At 67.2% G+C, this 26,614-nt stretch carries 26 protein-coding genes; 13 read left to right on the top strand and 13 right to left on the bottom strand.

Annotated elements, in window-relative coordinates; all coding sequences use genetic code 11:
- The first annotated feature begins 1 nt into the window (after window position 1).
- Genes V6W80_RS14690 through V6W80_RS14675 form a run of 4 tightly spaced genes read left to right on the top strand, consistent with a single transcriptional unit; the run spans window position 2 to window position 4,210 of the window.
- A complete protein-coding gene (locus tag V6W80_RS14690; RefSeq protein ID WP_338544640.1) occupies window positions 2-1,459 on the top strand; it encodes an ABC transporter permease in 1,458 nt (485 codons plus the stop codon).
- Window positions 1,456-3,108: an ABC transporter ATP-binding protein gene (locus V6W80_RS14685; RefSeq protein WP_338544639.1), complete on the top strand. Its 1,653-nt coding sequence runs from the start codon at window positions 1,456-1,458 to the stop codon at window positions 3,106-3,108. The genes V6W80_RS14690 and V6W80_RS14685 overlap by 4 nt, the downstream gene beginning before the upstream one ends.
- Complete coding sequence (locus V6W80_RS14680; RefSeq protein WP_338544638.1) at window positions 3,105-3,641, top strand: GNAT family N-acetyltransferase; 537 nt, start codon at window positions 3,105-3,107, stop codon at window positions 3,639-3,641. Before V6W80_RS14685 ends, V6W80_RS14680 begins: the two co-directional genes overlap by 4 nt.
- Window positions 3,638-4,210, top strand: a complete 573-nt coding sequence (locus tag V6W80_RS14675) for a GNAT family N-acetyltransferase (RefSeq protein WP_338544637.1) — start codon at window positions 3,638-3,640, stop codon at window positions 4,208-4,210. Before V6W80_RS14680 ends, V6W80_RS14675 begins: the two co-directional genes overlap by 4 nt.
- Window positions 4,211-4,248: 38 nt before the next feature.
- Here V6W80_RS14675 and V6W80_RS14670 read toward each other — a convergent pair whose 3' ends face one another.
- The 13 genes from V6W80_RS14670 to V6W80_RS14610 form a co-directional block, all read right to left on the bottom strand.
- A complete protein-coding gene (locus V6W80_RS14670) occupies window positions 4,249-5,460 on the bottom strand; it encodes an MFS transporter (RefSeq protein ID WP_064308266.1) in 1,212 nt (403 codons plus the stop codon).
- A 388-nt stretch (window positions 5,461-5,848) separates the two neighbouring features.
- Entirely contained in the window at window positions 5,849-6,364 is a 516-nt protein-coding gene (locus V6W80_RS14665; protein ID WP_064308265.1) for a DUF4142 domain-containing protein, read from the bottom strand.
- 123 nt (window positions 6,365-6,487) lie between these two features.
- Window positions 6,488-7,243, bottom strand: coding sequence for a hypothetical protein (locus V6W80_RS14660; RefSeq protein WP_338544636.1), 756 nt, complete (start codon window positions 7,241-7,243; stop codon window positions 6,488-6,490).
- Window positions 7,243-7,437, bottom strand: coding sequence for a hypothetical protein (locus V6W80_RS14655; RefSeq protein ID WP_064308263.1), 195 nt, complete (start codon window positions 7,435-7,437; stop codon window positions 7,243-7,245). The genes V6W80_RS14660 and V6W80_RS14655 overlap by 1 nt, the downstream gene beginning before the upstream one ends.
- A gap of 94 nt (window positions 7,438-7,531) precedes the next feature.
- On the bottom strand, window positions 7,532-8,773 hold the full coding sequence (gene alaC / locus V6W80_RS14650) for an alanine transaminase (RefSeq protein ID WP_338544635.1): 1,242 nt from the start codon (window positions 8,771-8,773) through the stop codon (window positions 7,532-7,534).
- Between the two features lie 74 nt (window positions 8,774-8,847).
- A complete protein-coding gene (locus tag V6W80_RS14645) occupies window positions 8,848-9,570 on the bottom strand; it encodes a hypothetical protein (protein ID WP_338544634.1) in 723 nt (240 codons plus the stop codon).
- On the bottom strand, window positions 9,567-10,133 hold the full coding sequence (locus V6W80_RS24080; protein ID WP_430707809.1) for a methyl-accepting chemotaxis protein: 567 nt from the start codon (window positions 10,131-10,133) through the stop codon (window positions 9,567-9,569). Before V6W80_RS24080 ends, V6W80_RS14645 begins: the two co-directional genes overlap by 4 nt.
- A 966-nt stretch (window positions 10,134-11,099) precedes the next feature.
- Window positions 11,100-12,347: an acid phosphatase gene (locus tag V6W80_RS14635; protein WP_338544632.1), complete on the bottom strand. Its 1,248-nt coding sequence runs from the start codon at window positions 12,345-12,347 to the stop codon at window positions 11,100-11,102.
- Window positions 12,348-12,415: 68 nt separating this feature from the next.
- Window positions 12,416-12,988, bottom strand: a complete 573-nt coding sequence (locus V6W80_RS14630; RefSeq protein ID WP_017642176.1) for an ANTAR domain-containing response regulator — start codon at window positions 12,986-12,988, stop codon at window positions 12,416-12,418.
- Between the two features lie 11 nt (window positions 12,989-12,999).
- Window positions 13,000-14,196: a CmpA/NrtA family ABC transporter substrate-binding protein gene (locus V6W80_RS14625; protein ID WP_064308259.1), complete on the bottom strand. Its 1,197-nt coding sequence runs from the start codon at window positions 14,194-14,196 to the stop codon at window positions 13,000-13,002.
- A 244-nt stretch (window positions 14,197-14,440) separates the two neighbouring features.
- Entirely contained in the window at window positions 14,441-16,819 is a 2,379-nt protein-coding gene (locus tag V6W80_RS14620; RefSeq protein WP_338544631.1) for a penicillin acylase family protein, read from the bottom strand.
- Between the two features lie 125 nt (window positions 16,820-16,944).
- The gene (locus tag V6W80_RS14615) at window positions 16,945-17,724 is read right to left on the bottom strand and encodes a hypothetical protein (RefSeq protein ID WP_064308257.1); all 780 of its coding nucleotides are present in this window, start codon (window positions 17,722-17,724) and stop codon (window positions 16,945-16,947) included.
- A 42-nt stretch (window positions 17,725-17,766) separates the two neighbouring features.
- Window positions 17,767-18,735: an alpha/beta hydrolase gene (locus V6W80_RS14610; RefSeq protein ID WP_338544630.1), complete on the bottom strand. Its 969-nt coding sequence runs from the start codon at window positions 18,733-18,735 to the stop codon at window positions 17,767-17,769.
- A gap of 135 nt (window positions 18,736-18,870) precedes the next feature.
- Between V6W80_RS14610 and aroC the strand changes: the two genes are divergently transcribed.
- The 9 genes from aroC (at window position 18,871) to V6W80_RS14565 (ending at window position 26,561) form a co-directional block, all read left to right on the top strand.
- A complete protein-coding gene (gene aroC / locus V6W80_RS14605) occupies window positions 18,871-19,962 on the top strand; it encodes a chorismate synthase (RefSeq protein WP_160923530.1) in 1,092 nt (363 codons plus the stop codon).
- Window positions 19,963-19,976: 14 nt separating this feature from the next.
- On the top strand, window positions 19,977-21,140 hold the full coding sequence (locus V6W80_RS14600) for an MFS transporter (RefSeq protein WP_338544629.1): 1,164 nt from the start codon (window positions 19,977-19,979) through the stop codon (window positions 21,138-21,140).
- Window positions 21,141-21,336: 196 nt separating this feature from the next.
- Entirely contained in the window at window positions 21,337-21,951 is a 615-nt protein-coding gene (locus V6W80_RS14595; protein ID WP_017642183.1) for a methylthioribulose 1-phosphate dehydratase, read from the top strand.
- A complete protein-coding gene (locus V6W80_RS14590; protein WP_017642184.1) occupies window positions 21,948-22,499 on the top strand; it encodes a 1,2-dihydroxy-3-keto-5-methylthiopentene dioxygenase in 552 nt (183 codons plus the stop codon). Before V6W80_RS14595 ends, V6W80_RS14590 begins: the two co-directional genes overlap by 4 nt.
- Complete coding sequence (gene mtnC / locus V6W80_RS14585) at window positions 22,496-23,182, top strand: acireductone synthase (protein ID WP_338544628.1); 687 nt, start codon at window positions 22,496-22,498, stop codon at window positions 23,180-23,182. The genes V6W80_RS14590 and mtnC overlap by 4 nt, the downstream gene beginning before the upstream one ends.
- Window positions 23,183-23,287: 105 nt before the next feature.
- Window positions 23,288-23,500 (top strand): PLD nuclease N-terminal domain-containing protein, encoded by a 213-nt coding sequence (locus V6W80_RS14580; RefSeq protein WP_026083979.1) that lies wholly within the window; start codon window positions 23,288-23,290, stop codon window positions 23,498-23,500.
- Between the two features lie 96 nt (window positions 23,501-23,596).
- Window positions 23,597-24,448 (top strand): polyamine aminopropyltransferase, encoded by an 852-nt coding sequence (speE, locus tag V6W80_RS14575; RefSeq protein ID WP_338544627.1) that lies wholly within the window; start codon window positions 23,597-23,599, stop codon window positions 24,446-24,448.
- A 104-nt stretch (window positions 24,449-24,552) separates the two neighbouring features.
- On the top strand, window positions 24,553-24,894 hold the full coding sequence (locus tag V6W80_RS14570; protein ID WP_017642187.1) for a ribonuclease E inhibitor RraB: 342 nt from the start codon (window positions 24,553-24,555) through the stop codon (window positions 24,892-24,894).
- Between the two features lie 257 nt (window positions 24,895-25,151).
- Complete coding sequence (locus V6W80_RS14565) at window positions 25,152-26,561, top strand: circularly permuted type 2 ATP-grasp protein (protein ID WP_338544626.1); 1,410 nt, start codon at window positions 25,152-25,154, stop codon at window positions 26,559-26,561.
- Window positions 26,562-26,614: the final 53 nt, after the last annotated feature.

Raw genomic sequence — 26,614 nt, 5'->3', positions numbered from 1 at the left:
CATGCCGAAATTCGTCTTGCTCTGGACCGACCTCGCCCTTTACCTGCTGGTGGCCGGCAGCCTGTTCTATGCCTGGCGTGCGCGTTGCCAGCCGGCGCTGCGCGCCAGTTGGCGACGGGTGCTGCAGGATGCCCCGGCGATGAGCGCGGCCGTGGTGGTGGCCAGCTTCGTCGCCATTGCCCTGCTGGATTCGGTGCACTACCGGCCGCAGTTGCCGGCCGCGCCCGGTGCCACGGCGCCGATCTATTCGCCCACGGTGCTCTCCGCCCTCGATGGCCTGCTGGCCGACACCAGCCTGACCCAGCGCGAAAAGACCTATTCCGCGCCCCTGGCCACCCACCAGTTCACCAAGGAAACCCTGGGCACCAGCGCCGATGGCCAGCCGCTGCGCGACTTCCCGCGTCTCAAGCACGCCGGCACCACCCTGGGCGATCCCGCCCGCGAATGGCGTGGCGACGTGCTCCGGCGCCTGGGGCTGGGCCTGCTCGGTGGTCTGGTGTTGGCCCTGGCTACCGCGGCCCTGGTGACGGCGCGGCTGCGCGAAGGGGGCAGTTTCGCCGCGCGTACCGGACTCATCCTGCGCGGCCATACCGCCACGCCCTGGTGCGCCATCCTGCTGACCTGGCTGGGCGTCTGCCTGGTGGCCGGCAGCGTGATCGCCCTGGCCAGCGGCTATCACGTGCTGGGGACCGACAGTACCGGTAACGACGTCCTCTACCAGTCGCTCAAGAGCATCCGCACCGCCTTCGTCATCGGCAGCCTGACCACCCTGGCCATGCTGCCGCCGGCGATCGTTTTCGGCCTGGCCGCCGGCTACTTCAAGGGCCGGGTGGACGACGTCATCACCTATCTCTATACCACGCTGACCTCCATTCCCGGGGTGCTGCTGGTGGCGGCCTGTGTGCTGATGATGCAGGTGTTCATCGACCGCCACCCGGAGCTGTTCGACACCGGTGCGGCGCGCGCCGACCTCCGGTTGTTCATGCTCTGCCTGATCCTCGGCCTCACCGGTTGGGCCGGGCTCTGTCGGCTGCTGCGCGCCGAGGCGCTCAAGCTACGCGAGCTGGAATACGTCCAGGCGGCGCGCGCCTTCGGCGTCTCCCATTTCACCATCCTGCGTCGGCACCTGCTGCCCAATGTCTTCTACCTGGTGCTCATCACCCTGACCCTGGAATTCTCCAGCCTGGTGCTCTACGAAGCGGTGCTGTCCTACCTGGGGATCGGCGTGGACCCGACCATGAATTCCTTTGGCTCCATGATCAACGACGCCCGCACCGAGATGTCCCGTACCCCCATGATCTGGTGGAATCTGCTCAGCGCCTTCGCCTTCATGCTGGCCCTGGTGCTGGCCGCCAATCTGTTCGCCGATGCCGTGCGCGACGCCTTCGATCCACGCAGTCGCCGGCTGAGGTCCGCCTGGCGCAGACGCCGACCCGGCCAGGGCGAGGTGCAGCCATGACGCCGGTGCTGGAAATCCGCGACCTGGAGATCCTGGTCGAAGGCGAGGAGGGCACGCGCCAGGCGGTCAGCCGGCTGGGATTGGCCATCGCCCGCGGCGAGACCTTCGCCCTGGTCGGAGAATCGGGCAGCGGCAAGAGCGTCACCGCGCTGTCCCTGCTGCGCCTGTTGCCACCCTCGCTGGGCATCACCCGCGGCGTGGCGCTGCTGGCCGGCACCGATCTGCATCGGCTGCCGGAGCGGCGCCTGCGCGAATTGCGCGGGGGGCGCGTCGGCACCATCTTCCAGGAACCCGCCACCAGCTTGAATCCGGTCATGCGCATCGGCGAGCAGATCGAAGAGACCCTGCGCGCCCATACCCCGCTGCGCGGTGCCGCCGCGAGAGCCCGGGTGGTGGATTGGCTGCGCCGGGTCGGCATTCCCGAGCCGGAGCGGCGTATCGACGACTATCCCTTCCAGTTCTCCGGTGGCCAGAAGCAGCGCATCATGATCGCCCTGGCGCTGGCCGCCGAGCCGGACCTGCTGATCGCCGACGAGCCCACCACGGCGCTGGACGTCACCGTCCAGGCGCAGATCCTGACCCTGCTGGCCGACATCCAGCGCGAGCTGGGCATGGCCATCCTGCTGATCACCCATGACCTGGCGGTGGTACGCCAGGTGGCCGATCATGTGGCCCTGATGCGCCATGGCGCGATCGTCGAGAGCGCCCCGGCGGCGGAATTCTTCCAGGCGCCCCGGCATCCCTATGCCCGCGAGCTGTTCGCCGCCATTCCCACCTTCGCCAAACGCGGCCAGACCCTGGCCGGTAGCCCACGCACCCTGCCCGAGCGCCAGCCGGGCGACCGCTTGCTGGAGGTGCGCGACCTGGCCGTGCACTATCCGCTCCGCCGCGGCGCCTGGGGCCGGACCCGCGACTGGGTCAAGGCGGTGGACGGCGTGAGCTTCGACCTGCACGCCGGCGAGACCTTGGCGCTGCTGGGCGAATCCGGCTGCGGCAAGACCACCACCGGCAAGGCCCTGCTGCGGCTGCTGGATGGCCCGCACATCGGCGGCAGCGCGCGCCTCGGCGGCGAGGAACTGCTCACGGCCGACCGCCGTACCCTGCAGCGCCTGCGCCGGCGGATCCAGATCGTCTTCCAGGATCCCTTCGCCTCCCTGGATCCGCGCATGCGCATCGGCGCCACCCTGGAGCAGGGCTTGCTGGCGTTGCGCTCCGAGCTGGACGCCGCCGAGCGCCAGCGCCGCGCCGCGGCCCTGGTGGAGCGCGTCGGCCTGCCCGGCGATACCCTGCAGCGCTTTCCCCATGAATTTTCCGGTGGCCAGCGCCAGCGCATCGCCATCGCCCGGGCGCTGATCGTCGAGCCGCAGGTGCTGGTCTGCGACGAACCCACCTCGGCACTGGATGTCTCGGTACAGGCGCAGATCCTCGACCTGCTGCGCGAACTCCAGGCGGAGAGAGGGCTGGCCTATCTGTTCATCACCCATAACTTCGGCGTGGTCGAATACCTGGCCGATCGCATCGCAGTCATGGACGGCGGACGTATCGTCGAACAAGGCAGTGCCGAGCAGGTGCTGCGCGCCCCGGCTCACGCCATGACCCAGCGCCTGCTGGCCGCCGTGCCCCGCCTGGATTTCGGGACCTCGCCATGAATTTTCCACCGCGCATCGCCCTGGCCGACTTCGCGCTGGTCTGGCCGCAACCGCGCCTGGCCGCGGCCTTCGCCGAGGCGCTGAACTGGAGCTATGCCGAGCATCGCCGCTTTCTCGGCTGGGCCCGGGAGCACACCACGGTCGCCCAGGCCCGCGACAGCCTGCTCGCCGCCCGCGGCGCCTTCACCCTGGCCCAGGGCGAGAAGCGCTACTTCCTGGTGCGCGGTGACGAGCTGCTCGGTTGCCTGGGACTTACCCCGCTGGACGGCGGGCGGCGCTATGAAGTCGGCTACTGGCTGCACACTCTGCATACCGGCCAGGGCCTGATGACCACCGCGCTGCGCCACTTCGTCGAAGGGCGCGGCGCCGCGGGGCTCTATCTCACCACCTCGGCCGCCAACGACTCCAGCCAACGCCTCGCCGAACGGGTGGGTTTCCGGCGCGTCCGGGTGCTGGAAAATGATCGGGAAGGCCCGGACGGGCAGCGCTGCGCCACCTGGGTCTACGAATTGCCGCCGGAGACGAAGCGATGACCGCTCTGAGCATTCCGCTGCAGTATCCACCCCGCTTCACCGTGACCGAGGCGGTGGAGCTGATCGACCTGACCCTCGCCGATCCCGCCGCGGTAGCCGACTACTATCGGCGCAATCGCCAGCACCTGGCGCTGTCTATGCCACGGCGCTCCGATGGCTTCTATACCCTGGCCCAGTGGCAGGGCCAGGCGGCCGCCTATCGTGCCGGTGGACCGGGCCTGAGCGATTTGCGCCTGGTCCTGCGGGCAGGGCCGCTGGTCATCGGTACGGTTAATTTCAGTCAGATATTCCGGGGTGGTTTCCAGGCCTGCTACCTGGGCTACGGCCTGGATGAAGCCTGGCAGGGACGCGGGCTGATGCGCAATGCCGTCCGCCTGGGCCGCGATTTCGTCATCGCCGAGCTGGGCCTGAATCGCATCATGGCCAACCATCTGCCGGACAACCTGCGCAGCGCTCATCTGCTCCAGAGCCTTGGCTTCGAGCGCGAAGGCCTGGCGCGGCGCTACCTGGAGATCGACGGGGTCTGGCGGGATCACGTGCTGACCAGCTATGTGCGTCCCGCCCCCTGAACGACGAAACCCGGCGGATCGATCCGCCGGGTCCTGGTTCAGACGCGTGCCGCGGTGACCGCCGCCGAGCCCCAGGTGGTGCGCCAGCGGCGCTTGACGCTGAGCAGGCCGAACCAGGCGAGTACGCCGAGGGCGGCGAACAGCCAGAGGCCCAGCTGATAGTCGCCGGTGGCCTGCTTGACCGCGCCCAGGCCGGCGGTGAGGGCGAAGCCACCGATGCCGCCAGCCATGCCGATCAGCCCGGTCATGACGCCGATTTCCTTGCGGAAGCGCTGGGGCACCAGTTGGAATACCGCGCCGTTGCCGGCGCCCAGGCTGAGCATGGCCACCACGAACAGGGCCAGGGCGGCCATGGCGCTGGGCAGGTGGAAGCCCACCGCGGCGATGCAGATGGCCGCCACGGTGTACATGCCGAGCAGGGCGCGGATACCGCCGATACGGTCGGCCAGGGCGCCGCCCAGGGGCCGCATCAGGCTGCCACCGAAGACGCAGGCGGCGGTGTAGTAGCCAGCCATCAGCGGATCCAGACTGTACTGGTCATGGAAATAGCCGGGCAGGGTGCTGGCGAGGCCGAGGAAGCCACCAAAGGTCACGCTGTAGAAGAACATGAACCACCAGCTGTCCCGGTCGTTCAGAGCGCGACCGTAGTCCGCCAGCTTCTTCGGCGCCGGACGTTCCGGTGCGTTGCGGGCGCAGAGCACGAAGACCACCAGGGTCAGGATCAACGGGATCAGCGCGAAGCCGAACACGTTGGTCCAGCCAAAGGCCTTGGCCAGCGCCGGGGCGAAAAGGGCGGCGAACACCGTGCCGGAGTTGCCGGCACCGGCGATGCCCAGCGCCTTGCCCTGATGCTGCGGCGGATACCACTGCGACGCCAGCGGCAGGGCCACGGCGAAGGAGGCCCCGGCGAAACCGAGGAACAGCCCCAGCAGCAGGGTCTGCTCATAACTGTGCACGCCGTGCAGCCAGGCCACCAGCAGGGCGAGAATCACCACCACCTGGCCGATGATGCCGGCGGTCTTGGGCGACAGCCGATCGGCGACGAAGCCCAGGATCAGCCGCAGGACCGCGCCCGCGAGGATGGGGGTGGCAACCATCATGCTGCGCTGCTGGGTGGTCAGTTGCAGATCGGTGGCGATCTGCACGGCCATGGGGCCGAGCACGTACCAGACCATGAAGCTCAGGTCGAAGTAGAGGAAGGCGGCGAACAGGGTCGGCGCATGGCCGGCTTTCCAGAAACTGGGACTCATGGAGGCACCTCGGGCACGTCACGGGCATGAAAAAGGCGCCAGTCCCCCTTGCCCGTTGCCGGGAGGTGAACTGACGCCTTTGTCGGTAAGGTGACCGCCGTTGGCCACCGCTATCCGGGTCTTTGCAAGAGCGAAGCCAAGTCGTCCGAGCCCTGGCCAGATCGCGCCTGGGAGGATCGGGGGTGGGTATCAGGGGTAGGTTGCCGCCCAAAGATTGGGCGTTGCTCCAGACCTTCGCCCTTTATTGGCGCTCTACACGCCGTGCCATGGTCGCGACCGTCGATGTAGGTTGGGTTGAGCGGCGCGAAGCTCAACAGTGCCGCTGGCTCATGGCACTGTTGGGCTTCGACGATAGCGTCGTCTCAACCCAACCTACGATCCGCCGCTGTTACTTCGCGTACTTGGTCTGCAGCGCCTTGGCTTCCTGGAGGTGGTGCTCCAGCTTCGGCAGGGTCTTCTCGGCGAAGGCCTTGAGCGCGGCGTCATCGCCGGTCTTGGCTTCGTTACGGAAGATCTCGATGGTCTGCTCGTGGGCCACGACCTGATTGTTGGCGTAGGAGCGATCGAAGGAGTCGTCACGCACCTGCAGGATCATGGCCTTGGCCTTGTCCATCAGCTCGGCGTCGGTGGAGACCTTCAGCTTCTTCTCCTGGGCCAGACTCTTGAGTTGCTCGTTGGCCTTGGTGTGGTCGTCGATCATGCTCTGGGCGAAGGTCTTGATGTCCTGGGACTTGCTCTTTTCCAGGGCCAGCTTGCCTGCTTCGATCTCGGCGATGCCCTTGGCCGAGGCGTCGTCGACGAATTCGGCCGGAGACAGCTTGTCAGCGGCCTGGGCCAGACCGGCACCGGCAGCCAGCAGGATGGCGAGGGACAGGCTGGAGGCTTTCTTCAGCATGGGCGTCATGGACGTGCTCCTGATTTTCTTGGGCAGTTAGGGAAGGGCATCACCGCAGGGCAGTGAAGGCGCCTGCAAAATGGGACCTGCCTAAAAAGTCATACGTTCCCTGGAAAACGCTGCGAAGCCACATCAGGTGCGGCTTACGCTTGAGCGAAACGCTTCGTAGGCGTCGAAATCGAAGCGCGTCGCCGAGACGATCTGGCTCTGTTTCAAGGTCAGGTAGATGTCCTTACCCTTGTCCGCATAGTGGGTGGTGAAGGTCACCCAGAGTTTGTCCTTGTCGCGGTAGCCGCTCATGATCGGCTTGATGCAGACATCCTGGTCGGCCCCTTGCGTTTCGCTCGGTTCGCCCAGGGTGGTGATGCGGCCGACGTACACCTTGCGCTCTTCCAGGGTCAGCATCAGCGTCTCCCGATTGATCGAGGCGGTCATCAGCAGATCGTCCAGCGGACTGTCCTTGAGGATGCCGGCCAGGATGAAGGTGCGGTAGTTATCCTCGGTGAGGCCGTACTTGCGCTTGATGGTCCAGCGCGCCAGTGCGGCCCAGGCCGTGGGGATGAGCAGGGCCGTCACCGTTACCAGCAGGATCCAGGCGGCCTGCAGCGGATCATCCAGGGTACCGGTGCGGCGCAACAGCTCGGCGAGACCGGTGAAGTAGTCGAGGGAGAAGGTCCACCTGCCCAGCGACCAGCTACGTCCCTGCAGCAATTGGGCGATGCCCAGGTGCAGGACCACGGCGAGCAGGGTGCAGAACAGACCGAAGCGGGCGCTCTGCAGATAGAGGTACTGGCCCTCGTAGCGGTGCAGGCGATAGAAGTACAACGGATGCTTGTGACAGACGAGAAATCCGCTGACCAGGATCGGCAGGAGCAGCAGCAGGAACATCAGCGGGTGATGAGCCGCCGGGCGCGGTCCAGGTCTTCCTTGAATTCGGGGGAGTCGAAGACCTCCGCCGGATCGATGCGCAGGGTGCCGCGGCCGACCACGCGCATGGACTTGTAGGAGTTGTTGATGCTCGCGGCCAGCTTGAGATCGTCCGCGGAGGGCGATTTGAGCAGGTTGAACAGGCCTTTCAGCATGACGATATCCCGAGGGTGCACTAGGCGCTTATAGCTTGGAACACCAGAACCGGCAAGGATTCGCCGCGCCGCCGGTCGACGGCGCGGCGCGGGCTCAGGCCGGTTCGACCCCGGTACTACGCGCGGCTGCCTTGGGCAGCAGGCCGTCGGCGCGGAACATCTGCTTGATGCCGCGCACCGCCTGGCGGATGCGGTCCTGGTTCTCGATCAGGGCGAAGCGCACATGGTCGTCGCCATAGTCGCCAAAGCCCAGGCCCGGCGAGACGCAGACCTTGGCCTCGGCGAGGAGCTTCTTGGCGAACTCCAGCGAACCCAGCTGGGCGTAGGGCTCGGGAATCTTGGCCCAGACATACATGGAGGCCTTGGGATTCTCCACCATCCAACCGGCCTCGTGCAGGCCGCGCACCAGGACATCGCGGCGCTGCTGGTATTGCTGAGCGATGTCGCGCACGCACTGCTGGTCGCCTTCCAGGGCGGCGATGGCCGCCACCTGCAGCGGGGTGAAGGTGCCGTAGTCGTGATAGCTCTTGATGCGCGCCAGGGCGGCGACCAGCTCGGGGTTGCCGACCATGAAGCCGATCCGCCAGCCGGCCATGTTGTAGCTCTTGGACAGGGTGAAGAACTCCACCGCGATGTCCTTGGCCCCGGGCACCTGCATGATGGAAGGCGCCTGCCAGCCGTCGAAGACGATGTCGGCATAGGCCAGGTCGTGCACCACCAGCACGTTGTAGCGCTTGGCCAGTTCCACCACACGCTCGAAGAAGTCCAGCTCCACGCACTGGGCGGTGGGGTTGGAAGGAAAGCCGAGGATCATCATCTTCGGCTTGGGAATGCTCTCGCGAATGGCCCGCTCCAGCTCGGCGAAGAAATCCATGCCCTGCACCAGGGGCACCGAGCGCACCTGGGCGCCGGCGATCACCGCGCCATAGATGTGGATCGGGTAGCTGGGGTTGGGTACCAGCACGGTGTCGCCGGCATCCAGTGTGGCCAGCATCAGGTGCGCCAGGCCTTCCTTGGAGCCAATGGTGACGATGGCTTCGCTGTCGGCATCGATTTCCACCTGGTAACGGTCGCGATACCAGTGGGAGATGGCGCGACGCAGGCGGGGAATGCCCTTGGAGCTGGAATAGCCGTGGGTGTCTTCGCGCTGGGCGACCTGGCAGAGCTTCTCGACGATGTGCGGTGGGGTAGGGCCGTCGGGATTGCCCATGGACAGGTCGATGATGTCCTCGCCCCGACGGCGCGCGGCCATCTTGAGTTCGGCGGTGATGTTGAAGACGTAGGGGGGCAGGCGATCGATGCGCGCAAAGCGGCGCACGGGACTGGAATCAGTCATGCGTTCCTCGAAGTACGTAAGCGCCCGGAACCGTCCGAGCGACGTGGGTCACAGGAGGTGACCTGCAGCGGACATTAGCCGCAGGCCGCTGCGCTTGTCGAGGACTTTGTCCGCTCCAGACGCACCAGGGGCCGCAGCGCCTCCAGCCGGGCGTCGATCAGGGGTGTGAGCAGGGCATAGCAGCCTTCCGGGCTGAGCCTGACCTGGGGCGTGTCCAGCACCTCCTTGTTCAGGCGCTCCAGGGCCTGGGCCAGCGCGGGTTCCAGCGGGCCGTCGAGTAATTGCTCGCAGAGGTATTGCAGGCGTACCCGCAACTCCAGGGGGCAGCGCGAATGCCCGGCCGCTCTTACGCCGATGCCGCGGATCAGCCCCAGATTCTCGATGGCCTGGCAGTGCTCGACCAGTGACGGCCGCTGGGGATGCAGCGCTCTCAGGCGCAGTTCCAGCAGCCGCCAGCGCTGCAGCAGGTTTTCGATCAGTTGGCAGTGGGCCTCCAGATCGGTCGGTGCCTGACGCACCTCCTGCCAGCGCCGGTACTGACCGTCGTCGTCCCATAGCTGCCACAGCGGCTCCAGGCGCTGGTGCAGGGCCGTGCGGCGCTGCTGCGCCTCACGGCTGGTCTGGCCCCCAAGTCCGCGGTGTTGCTGGATGCCCTGCAGCAGATCAAGGCCTACCTGCAGACCCAGAATCAATTCCTGGCTGGCGTCCTGGTCTCGCCAGCGTTCGAGCAGGTTCCAGCCGACCACCCATCCGGCGGACAGAGTGGCAGCGGTGAGCAGCGTACCCAGCATCGTCATGGCTGCACTCGCCTGGTCAGCTTGCGCAGATAGGCGGTGAGGCCATGCAGGGCTTCGCGCTGTTCGGCGTAGGCCTGGGCGCCGAGATGCAGCTGGTGCAATTGTTCGCTCAGCGCATGGTTGGCCTGGCCATGTTCGGCCAGCGCCTGGCGCATCTGGCCCAGTTGTTCGAGATTACGGTGACTGCGCTGGGCAATGGCATCCAGCTCCTTGGCCAGACCTGCGCAGCGGTGCTGCTGTTGGCCCAGCAGACCCTCGTGCTCGTCGACCTGGCTGGCGACCTGGCGAATGGCGGCGACGATGGTGCCGGTGACGTCGGTGATGCTGCGGGTCGCCTGATCGGTGGCCTGGGCGAGATGCCGCACCTCCTCGGCGACCACCGCGAAGCCGCGGCCCTGCTCGCCCGCCCGTGCCGCCTCGATGGAGGCATTGAGCGCCAGCAACTGGGTTTGCCGGGCCAGTTGCTGGATGGCCACCACGGCCTGTTCCACGTGCTGGGTGCCGCTGAGCAGGGTGCCTACGGTGGTCGCGGTGGCGTCCAGGCTGTGGCGGATGGAGGCCATGCCCTCACCCAACTGGCCGGCACTGGCATGGCCGGCGAGGCTTTGTCCGTGGCTGTCAGCGAAGGCCTCGCCGGCGGCCTCGGCGAGGCCGCGGATGCTGGCCAGGGTACGTTCGATTTCCTCGGCCGCGGCGGCGATCATGGCGATGCCGCGCGCCTGCTCGTCGCCCTGGCGGCGGGACTCTTCGCTCAGCTGGCCCAGGGCCTGACCGGCGTAGTCCGTCTCGCTGCGGATGCGCTCGCTACGTTCCAGCCGTTCGGCCGCGGCGACCAGCAGGGCGGCAGGATCGATGTCGGCCGGTGCCTCGAGCAGCCGGGCAAGTTCGGCGTGCCAGAAGCACTGTTGACGGTGATGCTGGTGCAGCGCCAGGTGGAAGCGCCAAGCCAGCAGCAGCAACAGCCCGAGGCTGCCGACCGCGGCGCTGGTCTGCGCGTTGCCTGCCAGCAGGGTCGCCAGGATCGCCAACAGCATGCCACCCCCCAGGCCCATGGCGAGCCTTGAAGGCAGGGCGGTAACGGAGGGTGGACGCCGATCGAGGGCGGTGGACGAGGCGCTGGCGAAGGAGGGTGCGGTCATGACGACTCCAGTAGGGGCAGCATCCAGGGGCGACCGCGCTAGAGCGGTTGAGCGGGTTCCTCGACCAAGCAATACCTTTGCCAGAGGGCCAGGAACGCGGCCAGTCCGTCTCTCTCGTGATCGCCGCCGCCGCGCGCTGCACCAGCTTCGATCGAGGTGCTCCACGGCGGGGCGCTGTACCGCACCGCGATCCGCCAGGTGGCGGCTGCATCCAACTGTGCCGCTGGCGCCAGCGCCGGTATTGGCTGGCACCCACCATGGACCGTTGCCGACCCGGAGTGCCAGCAGGGATGGCCGCGCCGGTACGATCCGGGTGGCCACTGCTTCCCGCGCCATCCCAGGGCGAACCGGCGTCCCAGCCGGCGGGTTGCCGCGCCGCGTTCAGGTCACTCAGGGCTGACGGATGGCATCCAGCAGATCCAGGCGTTGCCACTGCTCATGGGCGGGGTCCAGGCCCAGTTCGGCGACGCCATGGGACTTGGCCAGACGGGTCTGGGCCGTCGCAAGGGATAGCGTGGGGGCCATGGCCTGGAGCAGCGCTGGCGCCCCTTCCGGGACCTGGACCGGCCGCCCGGCGGAACCCGCGACAGCAGGTAGGCCATAACTCAGGGTGTAGTGCTGGAAGGCCACCGCCGCCTGACTGTTCCAGGGGTCCTGGTCAGCGGCGCTACCTGCCGCGCACTGGGCCAGCGCCATCCCACAGACCTTGGTCAGCGCCGTGCGCAACTGCTCGCGCGCCTCGTCGAACAGGCGGCGATAGGCCGGATCGGCCAGGTAGTGGGCGACGTTGTACTGGGCGATCATCCGGCCGCCGATGACGTCCAGCGGGTAGTGCACCCCCAGTACCTGGCGCGAGTAGCCATAGCCGGCACCGCGCGCCAGGATCGCCGTGGCGCGCTCGGGCAGCATGGCGGCGAGCAGCAGGGTGTCGGTGTAACCCACGGTGCTATGGCCGCTGGGGAAGGCGCCCGCCGAGGCCAGGTAGGGCTGGTGGTTGCCGAGCACGACCCGGTCCTGGACCAGGGTCACCGGGTGCTCGGGGCGCAGGAAGGGCCGGGGATAGTCGAAGTGTTTCTTCGCCGGTGCCGTGCTGACTTCCGAGGCCTTGATCAGGGCGGCCGCCTTGCCCAATTCACCTCTTTCGTAGGCGTCGAGAAACGCTTGGCCCAGGCGCGGGCCCAGGGCATCGGCGGTGAAATACAGGAAGGCGATCCCCTCGGCATCGAGCAGCGCGCGATCCTGCAAGGCCGGTGAGGCGTCGTGGTTGATCCGGGCGACGGTGGCGGTACTCGCGGTCAGCAGGCTGGCGGGCAATTGGCGGAAGCCTTCGAGGACCTGGATATCGGCCTGCTGCAAGCCTTCCTTGGTGAAGTCGTAGTGCTGGGCGGTCAGCCAGGCCTGGTCGGCCAGGGGCGTACCCTGCTTGACCCGTTCGATACCCGGCTGATCGAAGGGCTGGGCGGACTGGCGCAGGCGCTGCACCAGCAATTCCCGCTGGCGTTGTTCCAGTTGGGCGAAGGCACCTTGCTCGCCCGCCTGTTCCAGGTTGGCGAGAAAGGCCTGTGGCTGAGTGCTGGCCGCCTGGGCCAGGGGGGTGAGCAGGAGTCCACAAACGAGGGGTAGTAGGGTAAGGCGCATGCTAGAGCTCTCGGAAAGGTTGAGCTCCAGTTTCGGCTGTCCCAATTGCAAGAATGTTACAAGGTGTGTCAGCCCAGCAATTCGCTCATGGCGATGATCTGGTCGGCTACCTGGATCAGCTTCTGTTGCTTGCTCATGGCCTGGCGGCGCATCAGGGTGTAGGCCTCGTCTTCGCTGCAGCCACGCATCTTCATCAGCAGACCCTTGGCCTGGTCGACCTTCTTGCGCTCCAGCAACTGCTGCTCACGGGCCTGGAGTTCGGCGCGTAGCGCCTGGTCGGTCTCGAAGCGGGCGCGGGCGACGTCGATGATGGCCTGCAGGCGACTGGTCTGGATGCCCTCGACGATGTAGGCGCTGACCCCCGACTGGATGGCCCGGCGCATCACCGCCGGGTCGTGCTCGTCGGTGAACATGACGATGGGGCGCGGCAGATCGCGGGTCACCAGGCAGACCTGCTCCATGACGTCGCGTCCGGGTGATTGGGTGTCGAACAGGATGACGTCCGGGCGCAGCGCCTCGATGCGTGCGGGCAGGTCGATGGTCAGGCCGGATTCCTCGATGACTTCGAAACCGGCCTCGATCAGCGCGGCCTTGAGGCGGCCGACCTGCTTGGGGGTGTCGTCGATGAGCAGAATGCGCAAGGTCGTTCTCCCTAGTGATCGCTGAGCGCGTGGATGGCGAAGCTGCGGACATAGCCGGCTGGGTCGCTGCCGTCCCAGGTGCGCCCGTCGAACAGGGTGCTGCTGCGCCGGGTGGGCGGAATCGCCAGGCCGGCGTCGATGGCCGCCTGCCGGTACAGCTCGGTGCACTGCACCGCCTCGGCGATGTCCAGGTAATCCGGATCCTCGCGCAGCAAGCCCCAACGACGGAACTGGGTGAGAAACCAGAGGCCGTCGGACAGATAGGGCGGATTGACCTCACCCTGGCGATGGAAGGCCAGCGGGTGCTGGTCTTCCCAGCGGCCATCGCGGCCGTCTTCGTAGTGACCGAGAAAGCGCTGGGCGAGCAGCGCCGGGTCGGTGTTCACATAGTCGGCGCCGCTGATCAGTTGCGCGGTGCCCAGACGATTCTCGCGACTCTCCTCGATGAAACGACTGGCGTCGAGCAGGGTGCGGATCAGCGCCCGGGCGGTGTTGGGATAGCGCTCGGCGAAGCGACCGGTGCAGGCCAGCACCTTTTCCGGGTGGTCCGGCCAGATGGCCTGGGTGGTGGTCAGGGTGAAGCCCTGGCCGCGGGCCACGGCAGCAGCGCCCCAGGGTTCGCCGACACAGAAACCGTCAACCCGGCCGGCGGCCAGGTGCTCGGGCATCTGCGGGGGCGGCACCAGGGCGGTGCGCACATCGCGCAGGGGATGGATGCCCTGGGCGGCCAGCCAGTAGTAGAGCCAGAAGATATGGGTGCCGGTAGGAAAGGTGTGCGCCAATGTCAAGGGCCTGGCGTCCGGTTGGCGGATCCGCTCGACCAGGGAGGCGGTATCCTGCACGCCTTCCCGGGCCAGGCTGCGCGCCAGATTGAGGCTCTGGCCGTTTTGCGCCAGCCCCATGAGCACCGCCATCGGCGTAGCGGCGGTGCCGCCCAGGCCCAGATGCGCGCCATAGACCAGGCCATAGAGACAATGGGCGGCATCGAGCTGGCCATTGAGCAGGTTGTCGCGCAGGGCCGACCAGGAGGGCTGGCGATGCAGATTCAGCGTCAGGCCATGGGGTTCGCCGAAACCCTGAGTCGCCGCCACGATCAGCGAGGCGGCGTCGCTCAGGGGCAGGAAGCCCAGATTGAGTTCGGGCTTTTCCGGGGCATCCGAACCCGCGACCCAAAGATTCGCGGCATGAGGGGAAGACAGGGCAGGCATGGAGTCTCCGGCAACTAACGGACGCCAGGGCACCTCTCTGTGCACCGCCATGGACGTCTCGACTGGGGCCTGCACCATTATGGTGACAGACACGGCACCATCACCGGGCGCCTTCGTGGTCAGGGCGCCTGCGGGAAAGCGCTTCTGCAGCGGTCCGCAACACGGCCTAAAGAGGCAGCCCGGCTAAGGTTTGCCAGGAGACCGGCAAAACCCGCGCCAAGTCGCGGGCTGCCAGCGGAGAAGGCTACCGTTGCGGAATCAGCAGCAGGCGGTCGCGCCCATAGACGCGCTCCAGATTCTGCGGCTGCAGCGGCAGACTCTGGTACTGCCCCTTCGCCCGGCCCTTGCCCGGAGTGCCGGCCTGACTCGCCTGCAGGGGCTCGGCCAGGCCGAAGTCCACCACCAGGTGCAGCGCCGGCGCCAGCCAGACCTGATCGTTGCCGCCCCAGTGGCTGGCGGTCAGGTCCAGGGTCGAGCCGTCGCCACCGCTCGCCTGGCCGTCCAGGCGATGCAAGCGGCCCCACTGCCAGGCGGCGCGATTGCTGCCCAGGTTGGCCTCGCAGGTTTCGACGGCTCCGGCCAGCGTGCGGGCGAAGATCGCCGGCTTGTCTTCACGGGTAGGCGTGCTGACGTCATCCCAATAGGGGCTGTCGTCACGGGCCAGGAGATGATCGACGATGGCGTTGTAGCCGGTATCGCTGAGGGTGGTGAAGGCCTGCCAGGCCGGGCTCCGGGTGCCTCCCAATTCATCGGCGAAGGTCTTTTCGGCCAGGGCCTGCAGGAAGGCCTCGTAGAGCGCCGCATCCGCGGAGTCGGCGGCCAGGCGACCGTCGAAGCCCTGCAGGCGGCGCAGGGCTTCTTCCGCCTGCTGGCGCTGGGTGGCCGGCAGGGCGGCGATGGCCTGGCGCAGTGGCGCGGCGAAGCCGGGGGCGTCGAGCTGCGTCTTGAGCTTGGCCGCCAGGGTGGTGGTCTGGTCCTGCTGCAGGGCCATGGCATCGCGGGTATCGAGGCGCGTGGAGCGCCCGACCAGTTGCGCCAGGCGCTCCTGGCGCTCGGGGCCCGACCAGTTGCTGGACAGCTGCATGCCGTAGCCGCGCGGTACCACGCGCTGGTTGGCGGCGCCCAGCCAGCCCTGGGCCGGATCCTGGTCGTAAGGGTGCAGCATGGGATCGGCGTAGCCATCCCAGGCGTAGCGCTCGTCCCAACCGGGCGAGGGCAGCAGCCCCAGACCGCTGCGGCGATTGGGATAGCGCCCGGTCACCTGCCAGCCGACGTGCTCGGCATCGGCGAACACCAGATTCCAGTCACTGGCGCGCAGCTCGCGGGCCAGTTCGAAGGCGCGCTCCACGTCCTTGGCGCGGGTGAGGTCGAAGAGGGCGTCCAGGCTCTTGTCGGCTTCCAGGCGGCTGCTGCGCAGGGCCAGGCCATAGCCGTTGGCGCCCGGCGCCAGGGCCAGGTTCAGCAGAGGGCCGCGCGGGCTGGTGTAAAGGGTCTCGCGGCGCGGTTTTTCACCGCGGACGAAAAAGGTTTCCACCCGCTCGCCGGCGGGTTGCCACTGATCGCCGCTCTGCACCTGGAGACGACCGCCCTGGCGTTGCAGACGCTCGAGGTAGAGGTCCTGGCTGTCGCCCATCAGGGTCGCGGCGCCCCAAGCCAGTTTGCCGTTGTAGCCGTCGAGCAGCAGCGGCAGGCCGGGCAGGGTGGTACCCACGGCCTCGAAGCGCGGCGCCCTCAGGGTCACCAGGGTAAAGGGCGACTGGCCGACGGCACTGACCTTGTCCACCGCGAGCAGGCTGCGGCCGCTGCGGGTATGACCCGGTGTCGCCGCCCAGGCGGTGCCGGTGGGGCCGCCGAAGGGGGCGAGCTGAGCCAGCTGGCGCTGGACGTCCAGCAGGGCGTCGAGGCCGGGCAACTGGCCACGCAGATTCAGGCCGCGCAGCTTGGCGGTCTCCTCTTCCGGCAGGGGTTCGTCCGGGTAGGTGGGCAAGAGCCAGGCCAGGCGCTCGGGGCCGACTTGAGCGGCCAGGGCCAGCGCCGCGGTCTCCTTGCGCAGGTCCACCGCCTGGGCGAAGTTCAGCAGCTCGAAGAGCAGGGCGCTGTCTTCGGCTTTCCAGTATTCGGCGCGGTAGTCGTGGCCATCCAGCTCGACTCGCTCGCCGGCGCGATAGAGATAGGCGTTGACGCCCCGGGCATAGACTTCGAAGAAGGTCTTCAGGCGCGGCGAGGCATTGCCGTAGGCAACCTGGGCAGCCTTGCGCAGATCCACGGCGCGCATGAAACGGTCGCTGTCCAGGCGGCTGTCACCGTAGGCCTCGGCCAATCGACCCTGGGCCAGCAGGCGCAGCTCGACCATCTGCGCCAGGCGCTCGCTGGCGTGGACATAGCCGAGGGCGAAGAGGGCATCGTGGAAGGTGGTGGTCTCGATCAGCGGCTGGCCGTCGGCATTACGGCGCACCGAAGCGGTCTGCGCCAAACCACGCAGCGGCAGGCTGCCCTTGAGTTGCGGCTGATTGCGAGTCGGCTGCTCTTCGCCGAAATACTGGCAGCCGGCAAGGGCGGTCAGCAGGCCGAGGGTAGCGAGGCGCAGGGGCGCACGCGGGCGAAACAGCAGAGGCGAGACCATGAACAGCGGACACTCCGGGCGGATGGATGCGAACGGGTGGCTACGTTAGCAGGGTCCGCCAGGGGAGCAAGCCTCGGGCGAGGGGTGGCGCCTGGGCGCTGCCGACAGGTCGTCTGCAGTGACGTCTAGCGCAGCGCCATCCAGATCAGCAGGGCGGCCTGGAACAGGCAGAACACCGCCAGGCAGCCGATGGCGAAACGCAGCGAGATGTCGTCACGACGATAGAGGGCGATGCGGTCCTCCAGCTGGCGCAGACTGGCATCGCGCTCGTCGATCACCCGGTCGCACTGCTCCAGCAGGGTGGCGCCGTCCAGCAGCGACAGCAGCTGGACCTTGTCGGCGTTCCAGTCCTCGCGCAGCTGGCTGACCCGCGCTGCCCGGCAGAGCTGCTGACGTTCGTCGTCCGTTGCGGTTTCGATGGTGAAACCCTGGGCGCCGAGCACGTGGTCGCGGCGTTTGCGGCTGTCTTCGTCGAGGGCGTCGCGGCGCGCCAGGGGCAGGTCCTGCACCCCGTAGTGGCTCCAGCGCAGGCGCGCCCAGGCGGCGGCCCGGGCCAGCAGGAAGCGTCCCAGGCCACGTTCTTCCGGCTCGATCTGCAAGCCGCGTTCGGGCCCCAGGCGGATCTGGCCCTGGCGATGGTCGACCCAGACCTCCAGCACGTTCACCTCGCGGTGCAGCAGCTGGCCGGGTATCTGCACCGTCAGTCGCAGCAGACTTTCCTCGTCGCCATGGCGCTCGACCAGGCCGAGTTGCACGAAGCGCAGGGGGCGCGCCCCGACCCGTCGATCCGCGGGCTGGGGCATCAGTCGCAGCAGCTGAAAGCGCTCGGGCGGCAGGCTGGCCCAGGGATGGGGTTCATGGGGCGCGGCTTCGACGGCCGGCGATGCTTGGTCAGGGGTTTCCACGGGCAGGCTCCAGCTGTGCGCCTCCTGGGCGCCTTTGCCGGCTTATCGGCCAGTGGACGGGGAACCTGAGCGCGCGACGAAGGCCGCCACCCGCTCGATCAGCTCACGGGCCAGGGGCAGGTTAGGGTTGTCGTAGGTGGGCAGTTGCGCCTGGAAGTCCGCCGGGGCGATGCGTAGCACATGGTTCATGCCGGCAATGATGGCCAGTTCCGCATCCGGCTTAGCGCGCTGCAGGGCGCGGGCATCGTCCACCTCCACCTGGACGTCATGGGTGCCCTGGATGATCAGCGCCGGGGCGTGGATGCCGGCGAAGGCCCTGGCCGGATCCTGGCGGAACAGCGAGATGAGATAGGGCTGGACGCTGGGGCGGAACAGCACCAGCAACTCCTTCGGCACCTCGGGCACCGGCGTGCCGCGCAGCAACTGGTCGATGATCCACTGGGCGCTGGCCAGACCGGCGGGCGACAGCTTGCCGGCCAGTTGCTCGCGCAGCACCACGTCGATGGGACGGCCGCTGCCGGCCAGGGTCACCACGCCGGCGACCGGCACCCGGTCGGCGGCCAGGCTGGCGATCAGGGCGCCTTCGCTGTGACCGAGCAGGATCACCTTGGAAAAGCGTGGATCGGCGCGCAGCAGCCGGATCCAGCCGACCAGGTCGTCGACATAGCGCTCCACGCTGAGGTGGCTCTCGTCCGGTTCGGCGCTACGGCTCTCGGCCACGCCGCGCTTGTCGAAACGCACGCTGGCGATCCGCTGCCGGCCCAGGGCCTCGGCCAGTCGCTGCAAGGCCGCGTTGCGCGCGCCGGGTCCGTTGCCGTTGCGGTCAAGGGGCCCGGAGCCGGAGACGAAGAGCACCACGGGTTGCGGCCGCTCGCTGCGCGGCAGGATCAGGCTGCCCTTGAGCACGCCGCTGCCGGTGTCGAGCTGGACGGGGCGATAGAGCACGGGGTCGGCCGCGGTGGCGAGGGCGGGCAGGGCGAGGCACAGCAGCAGGGAGAACAGCAGACGCATAACGAAGAGGGCACCGGAGGGCTGGGGTGTGGGGGCCTATCCCGCACACAATCCGTGTAAAAGACCACGGCGCGTGTAAAATCGCCCATTCCCATTTTGCATCCATACCTTTCACCCGTAGCGCGGAGCCCTCGCATGTCCGGCAATACCCTCGGCACGCTGTTCACCGTCACCACCGCCGGCGAAAGCCATGGCCCGGCGCTGGTCGCCATCGTCGACGGTTGCCCGCCCGGACTGCCCCTGGACATCGCCGACCTGCAGCGCGACCTGGATCGGCGCAAGCCCGGCACCAGCCGCCATACCACCCAGCGCCAGGAAGCGGACGAGGTCGAGATCCTCTCCGGGGTCTTCGAAGGCGTCACCACCGGTACCCCCATCGGCCTGCTGATCCGCAACACCGACCAGAAGTCCAAGGACTACTCGGCGATCAAGGACCTGTTCCGCCCGGCCCATGCCGACTACGCCTATCACCACAAGTACGGCCTGCGGGACTACCGCGGCGGCGGTCGCAGCTCGGCGCGGGAAACCGCCATGCGCGTGGCGGCCGGTGCCATCGCCAAGAAGTACCTGGCGACCCAGGGCATCCGGGTGCGCGGCTACATGAGTCAGCTGGGCCCCATCGAGATCCCCTTCAAGACCTGGGACAGCGTGGAGGAGAACGCCTTCTTCAGCCCCGATCCGGACCGGGTGCCGGAGCTGGAGGCCTACATGGATCAGCTGCGCCGCGATCAGGATTCGGTGGGCGCGCGTATCACCGTGGTGGCTGACGGCGTACCGCCGGGGCTGGGCGAGCCCATCTTCGACCGCCTCGACGCCGAACTGGCCTATGCGCTGATGAGCGTCAATGCGGTCAAGGGCGTCGAGATCGGCGCCGGCTTCGCCAGCGTCGCTCAGCGCGGCACCGAGCACCGCGACGAGCTGACCCCGGAGGGCTTTCTGTCCAACAACGCCGGTGGTGTGCTGGGCGGCATCTCCTCTGGCCAGCCCATCGTCGCCCACCTGGCACTGAAAGCTACCTCCAGCATCACCACTCCGGGTCGCTCCATCGACGTCCACGGTAATCCGGTGGATATCATCACCAAGGGTCGCCACGATCCCTGCGTGGGCATCCGCGCCACCCCCATCGCCGAAGCCATGATGGCTCTGGTGCTGATGGATCACCTCCTGCGCCACCGCGCGCAGAACGCCGAGGTGAAAGTGCACACGCCCGTCCTGCCCCAGCTCTGATCCGCGGACGGACGATGCCGGTTCCCTATTGGCGCCTGTCGGGCTTCTATTTCGCCTACTTCGCGCTGCTGGGGGCCACGGCGCCCTACCTGGGGCTGTACTTCCACCACCTGGGCTTTTCTGGTACAGCCATCGGTCAGCTGGTGGCCATCCCCATGCTGATGAGGGTGCTGGCACCCAACCTCTGGGGCTGGCTGGCCGATCGCACCGGCCGCCGGCTGAGCATCGTCCGCCTCGGCGCCGCCTGCACCCTGCTGTGCTTCTCCGGCATCTACCTCGGCCAGGGCTTCGCCTGGCTGGCGCTGATCATGGCCGGTCATGCCTTCTTCTGGCACGCGGTGCTGCCCCAGTTCGAAGCCATCACCCTGGCTCATCTGCGCGATCAGCCGCAGCGCTATGCGCGCATCCGCCTCTGGGGCTCGATCGGCTTCATCGCCGCGGTGGCGGGGCTGGGCTGGGCCTTCGAGTACGTCAGCCTGGATCTCTATCCGGCCTATCTGCTGCTGGTGATGGCGATCATCCTGCTGGCCTCGCTGGCGGTGCCAGGGGTCAAGGTCGATCCAGGCCAGCGGCCCGAGGCGCCGGCCGAGCCCTTCCTGACGACCCTGCGCCAGCCGCGGGTGCTGGCCTTCTTCGCTGCCGCGGCGCTGATGCAGCTGTCCCACGGCCCTTACTACACGGTCTTCACCCTGCATCTGGAAGCACTGGGTTATGGCCGCGGCGTCATCGGTCAGCTCTGGTCGCTGGGGGTGGTCGCCGAGGTATTGATCTTCCTGGTGATGCCACAACTGCTGGCGCGGCTGTCGCTCAACACCCTGCTGGTCGCCGCCTTTCTCATCGCCGCCGGGCGCTGGTGGCTGCTGGGCGCCCTGGCCGATCACCTCGCGGTGCTGCTGTTCGCCCAATTGCTGCACGCCGCCACCTTCGGCTGCTTCCATGCCGCCGCCATCCAGTTCGTCCAATCCCATTTCGACCGCCGCCGCCAGGGCCAGGCCCAATCGCTCTACGCGGCACTTTCCGGGGCTGGCGGGGCGCTGGGCGCGCTGTATGCTGGCTATGCCTGGCAGGTGTCCGGTGCCCTTGCCGCCTTTGCCGGCGCCTCCCTGGCGGCGCTGGCGGGGGCCTTCCTAATCCTCTTGTCCGTTAGGTCCAGTACGAAAAGTGCCTGCGCTCGGTGAGGCTTCGTTGAAAAACACCTGGATCGCCAGCCCGGTCGCAATGCTCATTTACCTCTCGTAAACTCCGCTTCCTCAGCGTTTTGATTCGCTGGCGCTCACCCTCTGGGCCAGCCGTTGGCTGTTACTCCCGTTGGTCGTTGCGCCTCGCCTGACCGTCGCTCGGCGACTTTTCGTACAGAACCAAGGAGAACCCTCCATGATCCAGCAGCGTGAGCAACTGGCCCGGGAAATCATCGACGCCGGTCGCTTCCTCTATGGCCGCGGCTGGTCGCCGGCCACCAGCAGCAACTATTCGGTACGGCTGTCCGACAGTCGCTTGCTGCTGACCGTCTCCGGCAAGCACAAAGGTCAGCTGGAGCTGGACGACATCCTCGCCACCGACCTCGACGGCACCCCGCTGGAGGCCAAGAAGCCTTCCGCGGAGACCGCGCTGCACACCCAGCTCTATCGCTGGCAGCCGGAGATCGGCGCCGTGCTGCACACCCACTCGGTGAACTCGACGGTGCTCTCGCGCCAGCTCGAAGGCGATCGCCTGGTGCTGGACGGCTACGAGTTGCAGAAGGCCCTGCATGGCGTCACCACCCACGACGTGCGGGTGGAGATCCCGGTGTTCGACAACGACCAGGACATCCCGCGCCTGGCCGACAAGGTGCAGACCTGGCTGAACGTGCATCCCGACTGCGTGGGGTACCTGATCCGCGGGCACGGCCTCTATACTTGGGGCCCGCGCATGGCCGATGCCTTGCGCCACGTGGAAGCCTTCGAATTCCTCTTCGAATGCGAACTCAAGACCCGGAGCCTGCGTCCATGAGCCGACTGACCGTCTACCACGATGCCGAACCCCGCCAGCCGCTGAAGGTGATCAGCGATGGCGAGCACATCGCCGCCACCCTGGCCGAGGTCGGGGTGCGTTTCGAGCGCTGGCAGGCCACCGCCCCGGTGGCGCCCGGCGCCAGCCAGGAGGAGGTGATCGCCGCCTACCGACCGGAGATCGATCGCCTCATCCAGGAGCGCGGCTACCAGACCGTCGACGTCATCAGCATGCATCCCGAGCATCCGCAGAAGGAGGCGCTGCGCGCCAAGTTCCTCGAAGAGCATCGCCACAATGAAGACGAGGTGCGCTTCTTCGTCGCCGGCCAGGGCCTCTTCACCCTGCACATCGACGACCAGGTCTATGCCGTGCTCTGCGAGAAGGACGACCTCATCTCGGTGCCGGCCGGTACGCCGCACTGGTTCGACATGAGCGAGTCGCCGTCCTTCGTCGCCATCCGCCTGTTCGACAATCCCGACGGCTGGGTGGCCCACTTCACCGGCGTGGACATCGCCCAGCGCTTTCCACGCCTGGAGGTCGAGGCGTGACGATCAAGGCCATCCTCACCGATATCGAAGGCACCACCAGCGCCGTCAGCTTCGTCTTCGACGTGCTCTTCCCCTATGCCCGCGCGCACCTGCCGGCCCATGTGCGCGCCCATGCCGGAGAGCCGGCGGTGGCCGAGCAACTCGATGCCGTGCGTGCCGAAGCCGGCGAGCTGGACGCCGACGTGGAGCGGGTGATCGCCATCCTGCTGGAGTGGATCGCCACCGACCGCAAGGCCACGCCGCTCAAGGCGCTGCAGGGACAGGTGTGGGAGCAGGGCTATCGCGCCGGCACCCTCCGGGGGCACGTCTATCCCGACGCCGTCCAGGCCCTGCGCCAGTGGCATGCCGCCGGACTGCCGCTGTACGTCTATTCCTCGGGCTCGGTGCAGGCGCAGAAGCTGATCTTCGGCTGCTCCGAGCATGGCGATCTCACGCCTTTGTTTTCCGGGTATTTCGATACCCTGACCGGCGGCAAGCGCGAGGCCGCCTCCTATGCCCGCATCGCTTCGGCGACCACCCACGCGCCGGCGGAACTGCTGTTCCTTTCCGATGTGGTGGAAGAGCTGGATGCCGCGCGCCAGGCCGGTCTGCCGACCTGCGGCCTGGTGCGTGCCGGTGGCCAGCTTGGCGACCATCCGTGCGTGGCGTCCTTTGCTGACATCGATCTCACCGCCTTCGGTTGAGGCCCATGGCCGGCGGCGCTGCCAAGCGAGCCGGCCGAACTCCACGCCCTCATCGCCAGTCCCAAGTGACGAGACCTGTGTCCTCGCAACGGGAGTCGCGACATGATCAATTCCACCATCGGCGGTGTACTGGGCTTCATCGTCTTCCTGCTCGACATCTGGGCCATCGTCAACGTCATCCGCAGTGACAGCACCAGCAATGCCAAGATCGGCTGGACCGTGCTCATCATCGTGCTGCCGGTGATCGGTCTGATCGCCTGGGCCGCCGCCGGTCCGCGCGGCAATCGCTCGGCCACCGCGCCTACCCATAAAGGCTAACCAGCACAACGCTGGAGCCTGTCACATCCAGCTCTTACAATGCCCGGCTTTTGGCCGGGCATTGTCTGTCTCGGCCCGCCACCTGCGGAGATCGACATGAGCGACTACCTGGAAACCCTCTACGACGGCTATGGCCAGAGATTCATCGTCGAGCGCCTGCTCCACGAGGTGCGTACCGAGCATCAGCACCTGGTGATCTTCCAGAACGCCGTGCTGGGCAAGGTAATGGCCCTGGATGGCGTCATCCAGACCACCGAGGCCGACGAATTCATCTATCACGAGATGCTCACCCAGGTGCCGCTGCTCGCCCATCCGGCGCCGAAGCGGGTGCTCATCATCGGCGGTGGCGACGGCGGTATCCTGCGGGAAGTGGCCAAGCACCGGGGTGTCGAGCACATCACCATGGTCGAGATCGACGGTTCGGTGGTGGAGATGTGCAAGGAGCACTTTCCCGGTCATTCGGCTGGCGCCTTCGAGGATCCGCGGCTGAATCTGGTGATCGACGACGGCATGAATTTCGTCGCCAACACCACCGAGCGCTATGACGTCATCATCTCCGACTCCACCGATCCCATCGGTCCGGCCGAGGTGCTGTTCTCGGAGAACTTCTACCAGGCCTGCCATCGTTGCCTGAACGACGGCGGCGTGATGGTGGCCCAGAATGGCACCCCCTTCCTGCAGCTGGACGAGGTCAAGACCACCGCCAGCCGGATGTCCGGGCTGTTCGCCGACTGGCACTTTTATCTGTCAGCGGTGCCTACCTACATAGGGGGCGTGATGACCCTGGCCTGGGGCAGCAAGGACGTGACCTTGCGTCGGCAAGGTGCCGAAACCCTGGCGCAACGCTACAGTGATACCGGCATCCAGACCCGTTACTACACCCCGGAGCTGCATGCCGCCGCCTTTGCTCTACCTCGATACGTGCTGGAGGCCATCGGCAAGGCGTAAGCCCTGACGGTCGCGGCACCGTTCGAGTGCTCAGCCGCAACTCGCCGGGCGTCGGTAGCGACGGCTCGGCGAGAAGATCATCCGAACCAGAGGAGGGTTGTCCTATGTCCTTGTCGTTTGCCGATGATGTGAGCTTGAACCTGCTGCAGCGGATGAAGGAGGGCGGCTTCGACTTCGCCCGCTTCCATCCCATCGACTTCTTCGCCATCTTCGCCGACGAAGGCAAGGCCCGCATCGCTGCGGACCAGTTTCACGGCGAGTCCCTCAACACCCAGGTGATGCCCCACGAAGAGGGGGGCTGGCATCTGCAGGTCAGCAAGGTGATGTTCGCCACCCACGCCACCATCGACGATTTCGAAAGCGATCTCGAGGCGGTGGTGGTGCCTCTGGGCGGCCAACTCGATGGCTGGGGCGTCACCCAGGAAGTCAGCCGCAGCTCCGCCTGATCCCTGGCCTGTCGAGGCGGCATCCCGAAGGGGATGCCTGTCTCATTCTCTGTAATCACTCCGCCGCTCAATCATCGCACTTTCCGCCAGGCGCACCGTCTTAGGCTCATGACGGAAACGTTGCGGTGCATGCGCACGCTTACGTGCCTGGCTTTGGTGCACCGCGCGACCCGCCGCCTCGCAAGAGCTTGATCCACAAGGCTCTGGCACTGGCACGCGGCTTGCGAAGCTGCACCGTGGGTGACAAGGAGATCGGCATGAGCCGCCAACTGTATAACGAGATGTATGACGCCCAGGCGCACTGTCGACCGCACTACGGTCGCTATGCGCAATGGCTGAGCGAGACACCCCCGGAACTCCTGGCACAGCGTCGTCGCGAAGCCGACCTGCTGTTCCATCGCGCCGGTATCACCTTCACCCTCTATGGCGACGAGCAGGGCACGGAGCGCCTGATTCCCTTCGACGCCCTGCCGCGAGCCATCCCCGCCAGCGAATGGCAGATCATCGAGCGCGGCTGCATTCAGCGCGTCCAGGCGCTGAATCTCTTTCTGCACGACCTCTATCACGACCAGCGTATCATCAAGGCCGGGGTCATACCCGCCGAGCAGGTGCTGGCCAATGACCAGTACCAGCTGGCCATGCAGGGGCTGGACCTGCCCAATGGCATCTATGCGCACATCGCCGGGGTCGACCTGGTGCGCGATGGCGACGGCGCCTACTACGTACTGGAAGACAACCTGCGCACTCCCAGCGGGGTGTCCTACATGCTCGAGAACCGCAAGATGATGATGCGGTTGTTTCCCGAGCTGTTCACCCTGGAGCGCATCGCGCCCATCGACCACTACCCGAACATCCTGCTCGATACCCTGCGCAGCTCCACCCCGGTCAACAACCCCACGGTGGTGGTGCTCACCCCAGGGCGGTTCAACAGCGCCTACTTCGAGCACGCCTTCCTGGCGCGGGAAATGGGCGTGGAACTGGTGGAGGGGGCCGACCTGCTGGTGCGCGACGAACAGGTGTTCATGCGCACCACCTCGGGCTTCCGCAAGGTCGATGTCATCTACCGCCGTCTCGACGACGCCTTCCTCGATCCCCTGGCCTTCAATCCGGACTCCCTGCTGGGCGTGCCCGGCCTGCTGGCCGCCTATCGCGCCGGTAACATCATCCTGGCCAACGCCATCGGCACCGGGGTGGCCGACGACAAGTCGATCTATCCCTATGTGCCGGAGATGATCCGCTTCTACCTCAGCGAAGAACCCATCCTCTACAACGTACCCACCTGGCAGTGCCGCAAGCCGGACGAGCTGTCCCATGTGCTGGCCAATCTGCCCGAGCTGGTGGTCAAGGAGGTCCATGGCTCCGGCGGCTACGGCATGCTGGTCGGCCCCACTGCCAGTAGCCTGGAGATCGAAGCCTTCCGCGCGCGGCTCAAGGCCAATCCCAGCGCCTACATCGCCCAGCCGACCCTGTCGCTGTCCACCTGCCCGACCTTCGTCGAGAGCGGTATCGCGCCGCGGCACATCGATCTGCGGCCCTTCGTGCTGTCCGGGCGCAAGACGCGTCTGGTGCCCGGTGGCCTGACCCGGGTCGCCCTGCGCGAAGGCTCGCTGGTGGTGAATTCCTCCCAGGGCGGCGGCACCAAGGACACCTGGGTGGTCCAGGACTAGATCGCCAAGAAACAGTGGCCGCCACGGCGGCCTCGCAAGGACCTTTGAAAGGC

The sequence above is a fragment of the Pseudomonas benzopyrenica genome, assembly GCF_036884265.1.
Classification (GTDB): Bacteria; Pseudomonadota; Gammaproteobacteria; order Pseudomonadales; family Pseudomonadaceae; genus Chryseomonas; species Chryseomonas benzopyrenica.
Note: the sequence above shows the minus strand (reverse complement) of the source record. Positions and strands in the feature narration are given on the sequence as shown.